The 13,277-nt window shown below is 45.8% G+C and carries 11 protein-coding genes; 3 read left to right on the top strand and 8 right to left on the bottom strand.

The genetic code is table 11. The annotated features are described in order from the left end of the window. Positions 1–4: 4 nt before the first annotated feature. The 5 genes from DVY93_RS04250 to ispF form a co-directional block, all read right to left on the bottom strand. On the bottom strand, positions 5–214 hold the full coding sequence (locus DVY93_RS04250) for a ChaB family protein (protein WP_198334736.1): 210 nt from the start codon (positions 212–214) through the stop codon (positions 5–7). A 184-nt stretch (positions 215–398) separates the two neighbouring features. Next, a complete protein-coding gene (gene mnmG, locus DVY93_RS04245) occupies positions 399–2,297 on the bottom strand; it encodes a tRNA uridine-5-carboxymethylaminomethyl(34) synthesis enzyme MnmG (RefSeq protein WP_198334735.1) in 1,899 nt (632 codons plus the stop codon). A gap of 245 nt (positions 2,298–2,542) precedes the next feature. Beyond that, on the bottom strand, positions 2,543–3,079 hold the full coding sequence (locus DVY93_RS04240; RefSeq protein ID WP_230709285.1) for a hypothetical protein: 537 nt from the start codon (positions 3,077–3,079) through the stop codon (positions 2,543–2,545). Between the two features lie 384 nt (positions 3,080–3,463). Further along, complete coding sequence (gene grxD, locus DVY93_RS04235; protein ID WP_198334733.1) at positions 3,464–3,814, bottom strand: Grx4 family monothiol glutaredoxin; 351 nt, start codon at positions 3,812–3,814, stop codon at positions 3,464–3,466. A gap of 154 nt (positions 3,815–3,968) precedes the next feature. Then, on the bottom strand, positions 3,969–4,469 hold the full coding sequence (gene ispF / locus DVY93_RS04230) for a 2-C-methyl-D-erythritol 2,4-cyclodiphosphate synthase (protein ID WP_193006781.1): 501 nt from the start codon (positions 4,467–4,469) through the stop codon (positions 3,969–3,971). A 361-nt stretch (positions 4,470–4,830) separates the two neighbouring features. Here ispF and mnmA point away from each other — a divergent pair, with 361 nt between their 5' ends. Together mnmA and purB are read left to right on the top strand one after the other, a co-directional pair. Then, entirely contained in the window at positions 4,831–5,943 is a 1,113-nt protein-coding gene (gene mnmA / locus DVY93_RS04225; RefSeq protein ID WP_230709439.1) for a tRNA 2-thiouridine(34) synthase MnmA, read from the top strand. 74 nt (positions 5,944–6,017) lie between these two features. Continuing rightward, positions 6,018–7,409, top strand: a complete 1,392-nt coding sequence (purB, locus tag DVY93_RS04220; protein WP_230709283.1) for an adenylosuccinate lyase — start codon at positions 6,018–6,020, stop codon at positions 7,407–7,409. Between the two features lie 121 nt (positions 7,410–7,530). Here the strand turns inward: purB and DVY93_RS04215 are convergent, their stop codons facing one another. Then, positions 7,531–7,725 (bottom strand): NF038104 family lipoprotein, encoded by a 195-nt coding sequence (locus DVY93_RS04215; RefSeq protein WP_198334730.1) that lies wholly within the window; start codon positions 7,723–7,725, stop codon positions 7,531–7,533. A 131-nt stretch (positions 7,726–7,856) separates the two neighbouring features. On the opposite strand from DVY93_RS04215, the gene DVY93_RS04210 reads away from it, so the two are divergent. Beyond that, on the top strand, positions 7,857–9,029 hold the full coding sequence (locus tag DVY93_RS04210; protein ID WP_198334729.1) for a cupin domain-containing protein: 1,173 nt from the start codon (positions 7,857–7,859) through the stop codon (positions 9,027–9,029). A gap of 174 nt (positions 9,030–9,203) precedes the next feature. On the opposite strand, the gene DVY93_RS04205 is transcribed toward DVY93_RS04210, so the two are convergent. Together DVY93_RS04205 and putA are read right to left on the bottom strand one after the other, a co-directional pair. Next, positions 9,204–9,896, bottom strand: coding sequence for a 1-pyrroline-5-carboxylate dehydrogenase (locus DVY93_RS04205; protein WP_193006786.1), 693 nt, complete (start codon positions 9,894–9,896; stop codon positions 9,204–9,206). A gap of 11 nt (positions 9,897–9,907) precedes the next feature. Beyond that, positions 9,908–13,159, bottom strand: coding sequence for a bifunctional proline dehydrogenase/L-glutamate gamma-semialdehyde dehydrogenase PutA (gene putA / locus DVY93_RS04200; RefSeq protein WP_230709281.1), 3,252 nt, complete (start codon positions 13,157–13,159; stop codon positions 9,908–9,910). Between the last annotated feature and the right edge of the window lie 118 nt (positions 13,160–13,277).

Below are 13,277 nucleotides of genomic sequence, written 5' to 3'. Positions count from 1 at the left end.
GTATTTATTTGTGATCTGGTTTTTTTACCCATTTACCATCAGAATTTTTCTGATAAACATTTTCAACGGCTGCCCATGCAATAGCAAACCAGCGTGACTCCTCATCGTACTGTTCGCTCGCACTATTAAAAGCCGCTTTGAATATCTCTTGAGCATGTTTGGGTAAGTTGTCTTTTACCTCGTCTGGCAAGTCTGATAATTTATCGTAAGGCATAAAATCGCTCCTTTTCTGTAAGAAACTAGCATCATTGACTACTAACTTCCATTCTACCCATTATTTCTTCTCAAAACAGCATAAAGACGGCCTAAGTTGTTTTGACATTGTTACCGTTTAGACATAAAAAAAGCTCACAACGTTATCTCATTATGAGCTCTTTTAGGATTCTTTTACTGATTGCTTACGATAAATTTAATGCCGTTGCTGCCTTTTTTTGTTTTTTGACCGTCATTGCTAGTAACTGTACAGCAGCCGGCGTCACACCACTTATCCGTCCCGCTTGGGCAAGCGTTGCAGGGCGCACTTGCGTGAGCTTTTGTACAATTTCATTTGATAACCCAGAGACCACCGTGTAATCAAAATCCACCGGCAGCGCGGTATTTTCCAGACGCTTCATCTGATTAATCTCATCGGACTGACGATCTATGTAGCCTGCGTATTTGACAGAGATTTCTATCTGCTCACCCACCTGTGTATCGACTTTTGAGTCAGTGATAGCAGCGATGTCAGCAAAATGAATCTGCGGGCGTTTTAGCAAATCAAAGGCCGTCGCTTCTTTTGATAGCACCTCCCCTGTTTGCTCAGTCACTTGCTGTCCCAAGGCATTGGTAGGCGTGGCCCACATGTCTTTTAGGCGTGAGGACTCTGTGGCGATTGCCTCCATTTTTTCTTGGTAGGCCTGCCAGCGCACATCATCAACCAAACCAAGCTTACGACCCGTCTCAGTTAGGCGCTGATCAGCGTTGTCTTCGCGTAGCAGCAAACGATACTCAGCACGGCTGGTAAACATACGATATGGTTCCGTGGTGCCATGGGTAATCAAATCATCCACTAAGACACCAAGATAGGCTTCATCACGGCGCGGTGTCCACGTCTCAAACTCACTGTTGTTGGTAGTCACCAACGCCGCATTCGTCCCTGCCAGCAAACCCTGCACACCCGCTTCTTCGTAGCCTGTCGTACCATTGATTTGACCTGCAAAGTACAAACGATCAATAGATTTGGTTTCAAGCGTTGGCTTCAAGCTCTGCGGATCAAAGTAATCATACTCAATCGCGTAGCCTGGACGAGTAATATGCGCCTTCTCTAACCCTTTCATACTATGAATAAAGTCTAGCTGCACATCAAATGGCAAACTGGTCGAAATACCATTTGGATACAGCTCATGCGTGGTCAACCCTTCCGGCTCGATAAATATCTGATGGCTGTCTTTATCAGCGAAACGATGGATTTTATCTTCAATAGAAGGACAATAACGGGGTCCGACACCTTCAATTTTTCCAGAAAACATGGGCGAACGATCAAGATTCTCACGAATGATGTCGTGAGTACGAGTATTGGTATGCGTGATATAACAGTTAACCTGTTCAGGATGCATAGCAACATCACCCATATAACTCATGACTGGTAGCGGTGTATCGCCTGGTTGTACCGTCATGACACTAAAATCAACACTGCGCGCATCAATACGAGCTGGCGTACCCGTCTTTAGACGTCCAACGGGTAGTTTCAGCTCACGCAAACGATCGGCAAGCTTGATAGAAGGCTGATCGCCTGCGCGGCCACCATTTGAGTTCTCAAGCCCAATATGAATAACCCCGCCTAAGAAAGTCCCTGAGGTCAACACCACCGTTTCGGTCTTAAAAATAATGCCTGTAGAAGTCACAACTGCGGTAGCACGACCATTCTCTACCAAGATATCATCAGCGGCTTGCTGAAATAAATCTAGATTTGGCTGGTTCTCTAACGTATGACGAATCGCGGCTTTATACAAAATACGATCCGCTTGCGCACGAGTGGCACGGACAGCCGCACCTTTACGACTGTTCAACACGCGAAATTGGATACCTGCTTTGTCCGTCGCAAGTGCCATCGCTCCACCCAGCGCATCAATTTCACGTACTAGATGTGACTTACCAATTCCCCCAATCGCTGGATTACAGCTCATCTGTCCTAGGGTCTCAATATTGTGTGTTAACAGCAAGGTCTGCGCGCCCATACGTGCGGCAGCCAAAGCAGCTTCTGTACCAGCATGACCACCACCGATCACTACCACGTCGTAATTTTTTGGATATTGCATGCATGCCTCGCTTGAATGACGTTATTTTCGCCGATAAATTATTGATAACAACAACTTACTACCTGATTAATGAACGTCAGTCGTATTTTATAAACGGATGATATAAGTCTTTAAAACTTAAGTAGATAACCGGTAATTATAACAATTTTTTGACATTTAAAGAACGTTAAGACAAAAACCGTTAAAATTAAGTGATAGAAAAACCCACCTATCAAAGCGGCCAGATTACCTCTCAATTATCTATATTAATTTGACGAATTACCTGGACTCAGGGGTACGATTTGATCTGATTGACCACTAGCCAGCATATGGTGACTGCCATAACCTTCTGGATTGATCTGCAAATACGCATTCATTTGACCAATAGCATCACCATCATCACTGGCTAAAATCTGTTCTTTAATGATATCAACGGGCGGTAGCGGTAAGTTTTTGAGTAGTGCTAAGCGTTGCTGATTGTCACCTTTATTGACCACAAGCTCAATCAGCTGGCGCGCATCAATCGGCAAATCTGACGTGCTTTGCGCCAGTAGTGCCAAATGATAAGCGCCAGCAGGATCTTGATCTGCAACAATACGCTGCTCAATAGCAATATAAGTCGCCTCTGTCGCGCCGCCTGCCACACTCAACTGATGAATACACTTAAGGGCTGAGTTGGCCTCGTTGCTTGCGATCTCAATGATACGCATAGAGTCATTTTTTAGGCGCTCACGACGCTTTTCGATAAGTGCTTGCTCGGCCGCGGCTTTTTGCGCTTGTTCATCAAGTGTTTGATTACTCATAAGATTCTCTTTTTTGTTAATTGTACTTACAGCCAGCTTTAGATAAAAAGCCCATACACTACGACGCGCAACTGAGATAAATTGTCCTTGCTTGCTGTGTCTGCGCAGACAGAGTCGATGAAAAATTTATCTTGGTCGCGCTATATTTATTTTATAGCGGATTAACTATGTTATTTATTAGCCACTGTCATTTCGCTTATGTTAACCCCTATATGGGGTCAAAACCTGTAAAAGCAATAAAGGGCAAAAACAACAAAAAACCCAAATAGCCATAAGACTACTTGGGTTCGTGGTGCTTCAATAGCAAAACGGATTCATGTATCACTGATTTTTAAAACATCATAACAATGCCATAAATAGTAATGCCATAAACCTTTTTTAGTATTAAGCAGCTGGGCTATTGGCTTCGACCAATGGTTTTAGTTCACCTGACTGATACATCTGCAAAATAATATCTGATCCGCCCATCAATTCACCGTCGATCCACAACTGTGGGAACGTTGGCCAATTGGCGATTTTTGGCAACGTGGCACGAATTTCTGGATTTTCTAAGATATTGACAAACGCAAAAGGACGACCAATCTGAGTCAATACTTCAATAGAACGGGCAGAAAAACCACACTGCGGAAATTGCGGCGTGCCTTTCATATAGATAATAACTTTGTTGTCACGGATTTGGTCACGAATCAGTTGTTCGACATCATTTGTAGCAGTATTTGGGGTTTGCTCACTCATAAAAACTCCTATTGATAAGGCGGTACATTAAAAAGGCAATACATTAAAATAGCGATATTGCAAAGGTATTGGATGACAATATGGCTGATACATGGGGCGAGTGCCGCCATATTACAAGCACAATTGCTATATTGGCATAAACAGCCGTTAAACGTTAAACTTCGGTAGCGTTAGAGACCAATAATACCACGGCATTGGCCATAATGCCCTCTTGGCGCCCTGTGAATCCCAGTTTTTCAGTGGTAGTGGCTTTAACACTGACATTACTCACATCGGTTTGTAGGTCGCTGGCAATGTTATCGCGCATGGCTTGACTGTGGGGCGCAAGCTTTGGGCGCTCACACATGACCGTGATATCAGCATTACCAAGCTTATATCCGGCCTCTCGTACCTTGCTATAAACGTAGCGTAGCAACACTCTCGAATCCAAACCAGCGTGCGCCGCGTCTGTGTCAGGGAAATGCTGACCAATATCACCAAGCGCCAATGCCCCAAGCAATGCATCTGCGAGCGCGTGTAGCACCACATCACCATCAGAGTGTGCCAGCAAACTGTGGGTGTGCTCGATGGGCACACCCGCTAGTATGACATATTGCTGCTGCTCTCCATTATTGTGAAAAGCATGAACGTCGATACCTTGTCCAATTTTTATCATTATTATTCCAAATTAATACATTGTGATTAAAATTATTCAAAACCACTATCTGAATTTTGAAAGCGATTTTCCTCACAGTAAAATGCCATAGGTCGCCACCAGTTTCAATTAACTGGTATAATGTGACGCTTATTTTATCATAATACCAAATCCAAAAGAAAAACTGGCACTGTCAACTTGCTAAGACGATCCATTGTCGTCGTGCTCTTACTGTCTGCGCCGTTATAAATTTTGGAAAAAGTATAAATAGTTGAGCCGTTCTATGTCAGCCATCCTACCAAACTCAGATACTTTTACCGCCCATCGTCCTTTAACGCTTGCCGATATCGACAATCCAAATGCCAAACATGTGATTGTGGGTATGTCAGGTGGGGTCGACTCTTCTGTCTCGGCCGTCTTACTCCAGCAGGCAGGCTTTAAGGTAGAAGGCTTGTTTATGAAAAACTGGGAAGAAGACGACGGTACTGAGTACTGTACCGCGATGGAGGACTTAGCAGACGCGCAAGCTGTGTGTGATAAGATCGGCATCAAGCTGCATACGGCTAACTTTGCCATGGAATATTGGGATCGGGTTTTTGAGCACTTCTTAGCAGAATACAAAGCGGGTCGTACGCCCAATCCTGACATACTGTGCAATAAAGAAATCAAATTTAAGGCGTTTTTAGACTACGCGTTAACCCTTGGTGCTGACTATATTGCTACCGGTCACTATACGCGCCGCAGTGTGAACTATACCAACGCAGAGGGTACGCTTGTCGCCCAGCTATTACGTGGACTGGATAATAATAAAGACCAAAGCTACTTCTTACATGCGGTGGGCGGCGATAAGATTGCCAAAACGCTATTCCCAGTGGGCGAGCTTGAAAAACCTGTGGTGCGTCAAATTGCTGAAGCGCATGATCTGATTACCGCAAAAAAGAAAGATTCTACCGGTATTTGCTTTATCGGTGAGCGCCGTTTTAAAGACTTCCTACAACAGTACTTGCCTGCACAAAAAGGCGACATTGTCACGGATGACCACAAAACCATCGGTACTCATGATGGCTTGATGTACTACACGTTGGGGCAACGTGGTGGCATCGGCATTGGCGGCGTCAAAGACCGTCCAGAAGAGCCGTGGTTTGTATTAGCCAAGGATTTAGATAAAAACCGTTTAATCGTCGGCCAAGGACATGAGCATCCCATGCTGATGAGTAATGAGCTGCACGCTTACAAGCTTGACTGGATCGATGGCCTCCCACCAAACGATATTTTTAGCGGTGAGGGACTCCGCTGCATGGCAAAATCTCGCTATCGTCAGCCAGACCAAGCATGCCGTGTGTTTGCGACAAATGCTGATGGTAGCGAAGTCCGTGCGGTATTTGACAAGCCACAACGGGCGGTAACCCCTGGTCAGTCAGCGGTATTTTATATAGATGAAGTGTGTTTGGGTGGTGGCGTGATTGCCTCTATCGATGCGCCTTGCGGATTTTAATTTTTTTGTATTTTGATGTCTTTTTTCCTTTTTCTGAGTCACTTCCACTCCCAATAACCACTTGAGGTATTGCTATGACCCCACTTACCGCACTCTCCCCAATCGACGGCCGTTATGCGTCCAAAGCGGACAGCTTGCGCCCGTATTTATCTGAATTTGGTCTGATTAAAGCCCGCGTTACGGTAGAAATTCGCTGGTTACAGTCACTAGCGGATAATAGTGCCATTGGTGAGTTAGCAGCGTTTGATGCGGATACCAATGCTTTTTTAAACAGCATTGTCGATGACTTTAGTGAAAGCGACGCGCAAGCGATTAAAGACATCGAAGCCACAACCAATCACGATGTAAAAGCGGTTGAGTACTTTATCAAAGATAAATTCCGTGGTCAGGATGCGCTCATTGACTCATTAGAATTCATTCATTTTGCCTGTACCAGTGAAGATATTAACAATCTATCGTATGCGTTAATGCTCAAAGACAGCCGCGAGATTGTGGTCGCTAAAATGCAGCAACTGATCGATAGCATCACAGACTTGGCCGTTGCTCATGCCGACCAACCAATGCTGTCACGTACGCATGGTCAAACAGCCAGCCCAACGACGCTTGGTAAAGAAATGGCAAACGTGGCTTACCGCCTCGCCCGTCAAATCAAGCAAATCAGTCAAGTTGAACTACTGGGTAAAATCAATGGCGCAGTCGGTAACTATAATGCGCATTTTTCAGCATACCCTGAGGTTGACTGGCAGACGCATGCAGAGCAGTTCATTGATGAGCGTCTAGCGCTGACTTTTAATCCTTATACCACGCAAATTGAGCCACATGATTATATCGCTGAGTTGTTTGATGCGGTAAAACGTTTCAATACCATCTTAATCGATTTTAACCGTGATATTTGGCAATATATTAGCTTAGGCTATTTTAAACAGCGCCTAAAAGACGGTGAAGTGGGATCTTCTACCATGCCACATAAAGTCAACCCGATTGACTTTGAAAACTCAGAAGGTAACTTGGGCGTTGCCAATGCTATGCTTGCACATTTGGGTGAAAAGCTACCCATTTCACGTATGCAGCGCGATTTATCTGATTCAACGGTTCTGCGTAATATTGGTGTTGGTCTGGCACAAAGCATGATCGCTTTTGATGCGTGCTTAAAAGGCGTCAGTAAGCTTGAATTAAATGCCCAGCGCTTGAATGACGATCTTGATCAAGCACAAGAAGTGTTGGCTGAGCCAATTCAAACGGTGATGCGTCGCTACCGCGTAGAAAACCCATACGAGAAGCTAAAAGCCCTAACCCGCGGTAATGCCATGACTCGTGAAGCCATGCTGACGTTCGTTGAAAGTGATGAGTTGTCTGCGGTAAGCGACGCTGACAAAGCTCGTCTACGCGAGATGACACCTGCTACCTATACAGGTAACGCTGCGGAGCAAGCCCGTACTATTAAAGAGTGGATTGCCAAACTTTAATAGTCGCTAAGCACAGATATAAATGGGTTCGACTGACCACCCATTTATGTCTCGATAGATAACAACCTTACTTTGGATACTATGATTGGTCTTTAACCATACATAGTGGATGGGTAAGGTTTTATTTTTTATCCTTTTTGTCATTATCATCGTCACTGTCACCCGGTATAATAGCTTTCCCAACAGCGACGGTGCCTTTGACCACGCCTTTGGTGGTTTTATAAGCGATTTTAGCGGGCACGGTAACAATCTTATGGACACAGGCTTGTAGTAAAAAAACGCTGCTGATGATCACGATAAAATGTAATTTTTTCATAAACTTCCTACAATTGATTGGCTGCTCTGACAGTAATCATCAGATAAGCGACAATCATAAACCATTCAAACCGTCCTATAAAGCGCCCTTTACTATTAACCTCATACCCATTTTCAAATACGGATGTATCAATGACTTCTATGCCACTTTGTTTACCGGAATCTATCACGCCTGAGCAGTTTTTAGCAGAGTACTGGCAAAAAAAGCCGCTACTCATCAAACAAGGCTTACCGCAACTAATTGACATGTTTGAACCCGAGGACATGCTGGGCCTTGCGCTTGAAGAAGATGCTTCCGCAAGACTGCTGACCCAAGCAGCCAGTAAAAAAGAAGGTCAGGCGCAGTGGCAACTGAAAAAAAGCCCATTGACGGAAGCGGATTTTGCCAACCTGCCAGAACAGTGGACCGTACTGGTACAGAATCTTGAGCAATGGTCGCCAGAGCTTGGTCAATTATGGCAAGCGTTTGGCTTCATCCCGCAGTGGCAACGTGATGATATTATGGTCTCATACGCCCCTAAGGGTGGCTCGGTTGGCAAACACTACGACGATTATGATGTGTTTTTAGCGCAAGGATATGGCCATCGCCGTTGGCAGTTGGGCAAATTTTGTGATAAAGACACAGAGTTTGTCGCTGACGAGCCAATTCGCCTCTTTGATGATATGGGCGAGATTGTCTTTGATGAAATATTAGAAGCGGGTGATGTACTCTACGTACCGCCGAAACTGTCTCACTTTGGGGTGGCACAAGATGATTGTTTGACCTTCTCTTTTGGCTGTCGTCGGCCAAACTTGATGCAAATCATCGACAGTATGGCTGATATCGCAACCAACGACAGTGACTTGTTTATCCCAATGTTGCTCCCCCAAATGCTGCAAGCGTCAGGTGAGCTGCAAACGCATAGTATCGATGCGATCAAAGCTCAATTATTACAAATGCTGCAATCGGAGCGCGGTGATCATATCATTCGTCAAGCCGTCTCTGAAGTGGTTAGCAAGCGTCAATACGATGCCCTGATGCCAGAAGACACCTTAGATACTGACGAATTGCTGCAGGCTTTAACAGAGGGTGCAGCCCTACAAGCGGACTATAGTAATCGTCTGCTCTATAATCAAACCCATGATGGTGTCACGCTATATGCAAATGGTCAGCGTATTGATGGTCTTGATGAGGCGGCAATGGCTGTACTTATACGTTTGGCAAATGGTGAGCGTTTATACGGTCAAGATGTGCAGGACGTAGATCCAGATGAGTTAAGCGAATGGTTAGAAAATGGCTGGATTTGGATAGAGTTTGCTGAATAACGTTTAACCTAACAAGTCTGGTTGAGTGTGATAACACTGCATACTGTATATAAACACATAAAAAATCGATGCCTGAATACTGTTCAGACATCGGTTTTTTATTTTCTAGCTTTCAACACGATGGTAATGACGCTTAGCGTTTATAAAGGCTAAGCGCAACTTTAATGAAAACCTCTACTCTGTACCAAGCTCAAGTAAGCTTGCATTGCCACCGATAGCAGTGGTATTGATTGTCTTGACGCGCTCAGTGACAAAGCGATGCAGATAGTCTGGTGTGAGCATCTCTGACAAGCCTTCCATATCAGTGACCGCAATCACTTGCGTCAGGATACCATCGGTATTGGCCAGCTCTTGACTGATGGCTTGCACTTCATCTCGATTGCCTGAAACAGCAACTTGCGCCAGACGGTCGATATACAAAAGCGTGATCGTTTGCGAATCGTTAGCAACGCTCAACACATCATCGCTGATACCTGTGCCGTAAAGTATGTTGGCCGCTTCAACACACATCTCATCTTGGCTTGGGCAATGCAAAATAACTTCATTGCCCGTTAATAACGCGGCGATGAGCTGGCCTAACACTGCCATTGCTCTCGCTGACTCACCGCCGATGACCATCGTTTTACCACGGGCGGTCACATACAGATCGTTAGATTCACCAGTCGCGCCCGTCATGCGATGCACTTCATCCAAACTCGGCGCCGCACTTAACAAGTGATTGAACAGGCGCTTTGCCTTATTGGCATCCCCTGTAAGCAATGCCAGCTTTGGTACGGCCGCTTGCAGGTAAACGGCGCGATTCACTGCGCCAAGCAATCGCCAAGACTCACAAACCTGGGCATGATTTTTTTTGAATTCAGTCGCCATGTTGCTACTCCTTACGCGATTTCTGTTTGAATGGGTGTGGTATTATTTTGAGACGCTGTTTGCTCAGTGGTTGACTGGTCTGTGCTTAACTGCATCAAACGCGCGACATAGTGTGGACCACCGGCTTTGGGTCCAGTACCAGACAACCCACAACCACCAAAGGGCTGAACGTTTACGACCGCGCCAATCTGGTTACGGTTGATGTAGGTATTACCCACAAAAGCACGACGCTCGATGTGCTCAGCCGTATTTTCGATGCGGCTGTGGATACCCAAAGTCAAACCAAACCCTGTTCCGTTGATGGCATCAATCAGTTTGTTTAAGTCACGCGCTTGATAACGCAGTACATGCAGGATGGGGCCAAAGTGTTCGCCCGCAATCACATCGATACTTTTTACTTCAATCGCGGTTGGTAAAACAAAGGTTGACTGCTCCTGACTCACGACCGAGCTGGCACTCATCGGTGTTTGTGCCAAAATAGTAGCCGTTGGCTCCGCGCTCATACGTTCGATATGGGCTTCAAGACCTTGTTTGGCATCGTTATCAATCACTGGGCCCACATCTGTAGCAGCATATAGTGGATTACCGACCACCAGCTCAGCCATGTTCCCTTGCAGCAGCTCGATCAAATCATCGGCCATTTCCTCTTGCACGCACAATATACGACAAGCTGAACAACGCTGACCTGCTGAACCAAAGGCAGATAACACAGCATCTTTCACGACTTGTTCAGGCAACGCTGTCGAATCGACAATCATGGCGTTTTGACCGCCAGTCTCAGCGATAAACACAGGCAAATCACCGCTGGTTTGCGCATGATCATTTAGGCTTTGATTGATACGTTGAGCGGTTTGGGTTGAGCCAGTAAAAATAACTCCGGCAATGTTATCAGCCGCTGTGAGTGCACCACCAACCTCGCCTGCCCCAATCACTAACTGCAAGGCTTCTGTTGGGACGCCCGCTTGATACATTAACTGTGCCCCAAAATGGGCAATCAAACTGGTTTGTTCGGCCGGTTTCGCCACCACCGTATTACCCGCTGCTAACGCTGCCATGATTTGGCCAGTATAAATAGCCAATGGGAAGTTCCAGGGGCTGATACACACAAAGGTGCCACGTGGTTTATAAGCTTGACGAGACGGCTTACCTGCCAAATCTGTAAACTCATATACCACCTCGTCTAAACGCTCGGCTTCATCAGCATAAAAACGGCAGAAATCAACCGCCTCTTTAATCTCATCAATGCTGTCTTGCATGGTCTTACCAGCTTCCACTTGGCACAGCGCCATCAATTCAGCGTAGTTTTCTTCGAAAAGATCGGCAGTTTTGCGTAGTATTTCAGCGCGTTTACTGGCGGGTACTGTTTGCCACGTACTTTGCCCTGCTACGGCCGCATCGATAGCCTGACGGGCGATTGCTGCATTGGCATAGGTTACCTCACCAGCCCTGACTTCATTGTTCCAAGGCGCACGGACGGTCTGACGGTCAAGCTTTTGGGCGACGCCATCAGCCCCATACTCATCAATGGCTTTACCATTGATAATAGAAGTGGCCGACCAGGTTTTATGCAAATGACTGTCGATAGCAGATTTAAATAGTAGCCACTGCGACTCTACAAATATATTGGGACCAAAGCTCGCACGTCGTGTACCGTAGATCTCTAGTGGTAATGGAATATCTGGGTTGTGCAACGTCGCATTGGTCAGCAGCTTGTCATAGGGATGTACCGTCAGTTTATCAATCGGGTAAGACTTATCTAGCAACTGATGCACAAACGAGCTGTTGGCACCGTTTTCGAGCAAGCGGCGTACCAAGTACGGCAGTAAGTCTTTGTGTGCCCCAACGGGCGCGTAAATACGCACAGGGATTTGATAAGCTTGTAAAATATGATCATAAAGTGCATCCCCCATACCGTGCAGACGCTGGAACTCAAAGTCCCTATGTTGACTCATGGTCATAATGGACGCCAGTGTATGCGCGTTATGAGTGGCAAACTGCGGCCAAATTAGCCCGCGTAGATGGTCTGACAATAAGAAACGCGCACAAGCAAGATAAGCCGTATCCGTTCCTTCTTTGCGCGTCCACACAGGATAACCTGACAAGCCTTTTTGTTGAGCAAGTTTAATCTCAGTGTCCCAATACGCGCCTTTCACCAGACGTACTGGAATACGGTCACCCACTTCTGTTGCCAGACGCGCAAGCCAGGCCAAAACAGCAATAGCACGCTTAGAATAACCTTGGACCACGATTCCTAAACCGTCCCATCCAGCCGTCAAGTTGTCACGGTACAAAGACTCAAATAGCTTTAAAGAAATCTCAAGACGGTCGGCTTCTTCCGCATCGATACTGATATCAACGTTCACTTCACGTGCCGCTTCAATAAGCAATAAGCAGCGTTGACGTAGCAGTCCCATCACTTGCGCTTCTTGCGTGGCTTCATAGCGTGGATGCAATGCCGATAACTTAATAGATACCGAAGGCTTTGGCATACCTTCTTTGACTTTAATACTGGCAGTGGCTCTAATCGCATGCAGATAGTCATTGAAGTATTTTTCCGCATCCTTATGGGTAATCGCCGCTTCACCTAACATGTCAAACGAGTAGGTATACCCTCTATTGCGATACGGTTGACTGTTTTTATTCGCCTCTTCGATGCTCTCACCCAAGACAAACTGATGACCCATAATACGCATGGCTTTTTGCATCGCACTACGAATAACAGGTTCGCCCATTTTTTTGGTCATGCGATCCAAAAATCCGGATGCGGTGGTGTTACTGTCAATACTCACGACACGGCCCGTCATCATCATACCCCACGATGAGGCGTTGACCATAAAACCATTGTCATTTTTTATATGTTTTTTCCAGTCAGCCACACTCATCTTGTCATGAATAAGCGCGTCAGCCGTATAGTTATCTGGTACTCGAATCAGCGCTTCTGCCAAGCTCATAAGCAAGATACCTTCTTGGGTATCAAGGCTGTACTCGAGCAACAACGAATCAACCATCTTGACAGCTTTGCCATCATTACGGACATGCTCAACCAACTGGCGCGTTTGCTCAGCAGCAGCATTGCGTTCATCCGTACTAGGTTTGGCAAGTGGCAATAATTGAGACAACCAGCGATCTTCATCGGCGCTATACAATGGCGAAATACGCGCATGCAGCTCTTCTGATGACTGGGCAATATACTCTGGCGACAGCAAATCGACAGGATCAAATAAAATCGGCTCTTCTGGGGTAAACTGGTCTATTGGGTTCATAACAACTCCATAACTATCGTTTAAAAACCATAATAAATGGTGCTTTAGGAATTCTGATCGTCCTGTCTCACTGCTTATGACTACCATTAACCTAATAGTGGTCATTAACTGATACTCA

It is taken from the genome of Psychrobacter sp. CCUG 69069 (genome assembly GCF_021023115.1).
Taxonomy (GTDB): domain Bacteria; phylum Pseudomonadota; class Gammaproteobacteria; order Pseudomonadales; family Moraxellaceae; genus Psychrobacter; species Psychrobacter namhaensis.
Note: the sequence above shows the minus strand (reverse complement) of the source record. Positions and strands in the feature narration are given on the sequence as shown.

Excerpts from the sequence above, each read along its gene's own strand:
- DVY93_RS04205 (WP_193006786.1), bottom strand. The coding sequence starts at position 9,896 with ATGGCGACTGAATTCAAAAAAAATCATGCCCAGGTTTGTGAGTCTTGG.
- mnmA (WP_230709439.1), top strand. The coding sequence starts at position 4,831 with ATGTCAGGTGGGGTCGACTCTTCTGTCTCGGCCGTCTTACTCCAGCAG.
- mnmG (WP_198334735.1), bottom strand. The coding sequence starts at position 2,297 with ATGCAATATCCAAAAAATTACGACGTGGTAGTGATCGGTGGTGGTCAT.
- purB (WP_230709283.1), top strand. The coding sequence starts at position 6,018 with ATGACCCCACTTACCGCACTCTCCCCAATCGACGGCCGTTATGCGTCC.
- DVY93_RS04250 (WP_198334736.1), bottom strand. The coding sequence starts at position 214 with ATGCCTTACGATAAATTATCAGACTTGCCAGACGAGGTAAAAGACAAC.
- putA (WP_230709281.1), bottom strand. The coding sequence starts at position 13,159 with ATGAACCCAATAGACCAGTTTACCCCAGAAGAGCCGATTTTATTTGAT.
- DVY93_RS04215 (WP_198334730.1), bottom strand. The coding sequence starts at position 7,725 with ATGAAAAAATTACATTTTATCGTGATCATCAGCAGCGTTTTTTTACTA.
- DVY93_RS04210 (WP_198334729.1), top strand. The coding sequence starts at position 7,857 with ATGACTTCTATGCCACTTTGTTTACCGGAATCTATCACGCCTGAGCAG.
- grxD (WP_198334733.1), bottom strand. The coding sequence starts at position 3,814 with ATGAGTGAGCAAACCCCAAATACTGCTACAAATGATGTCGAACAACTG.
- DVY93_RS04240 (WP_230709285.1), bottom strand. The coding sequence starts at position 3,079 with ATGAGTAATCAAACACTTGATGAACAAGCGCAAAAAGCCGCGGCCGAG.
- ispF (WP_193006781.1), bottom strand. The coding sequence starts at position 4,469 with ATGATAAAAATTGGACAAGGTATCGACGTTCATGCTTTTCACAATAAT.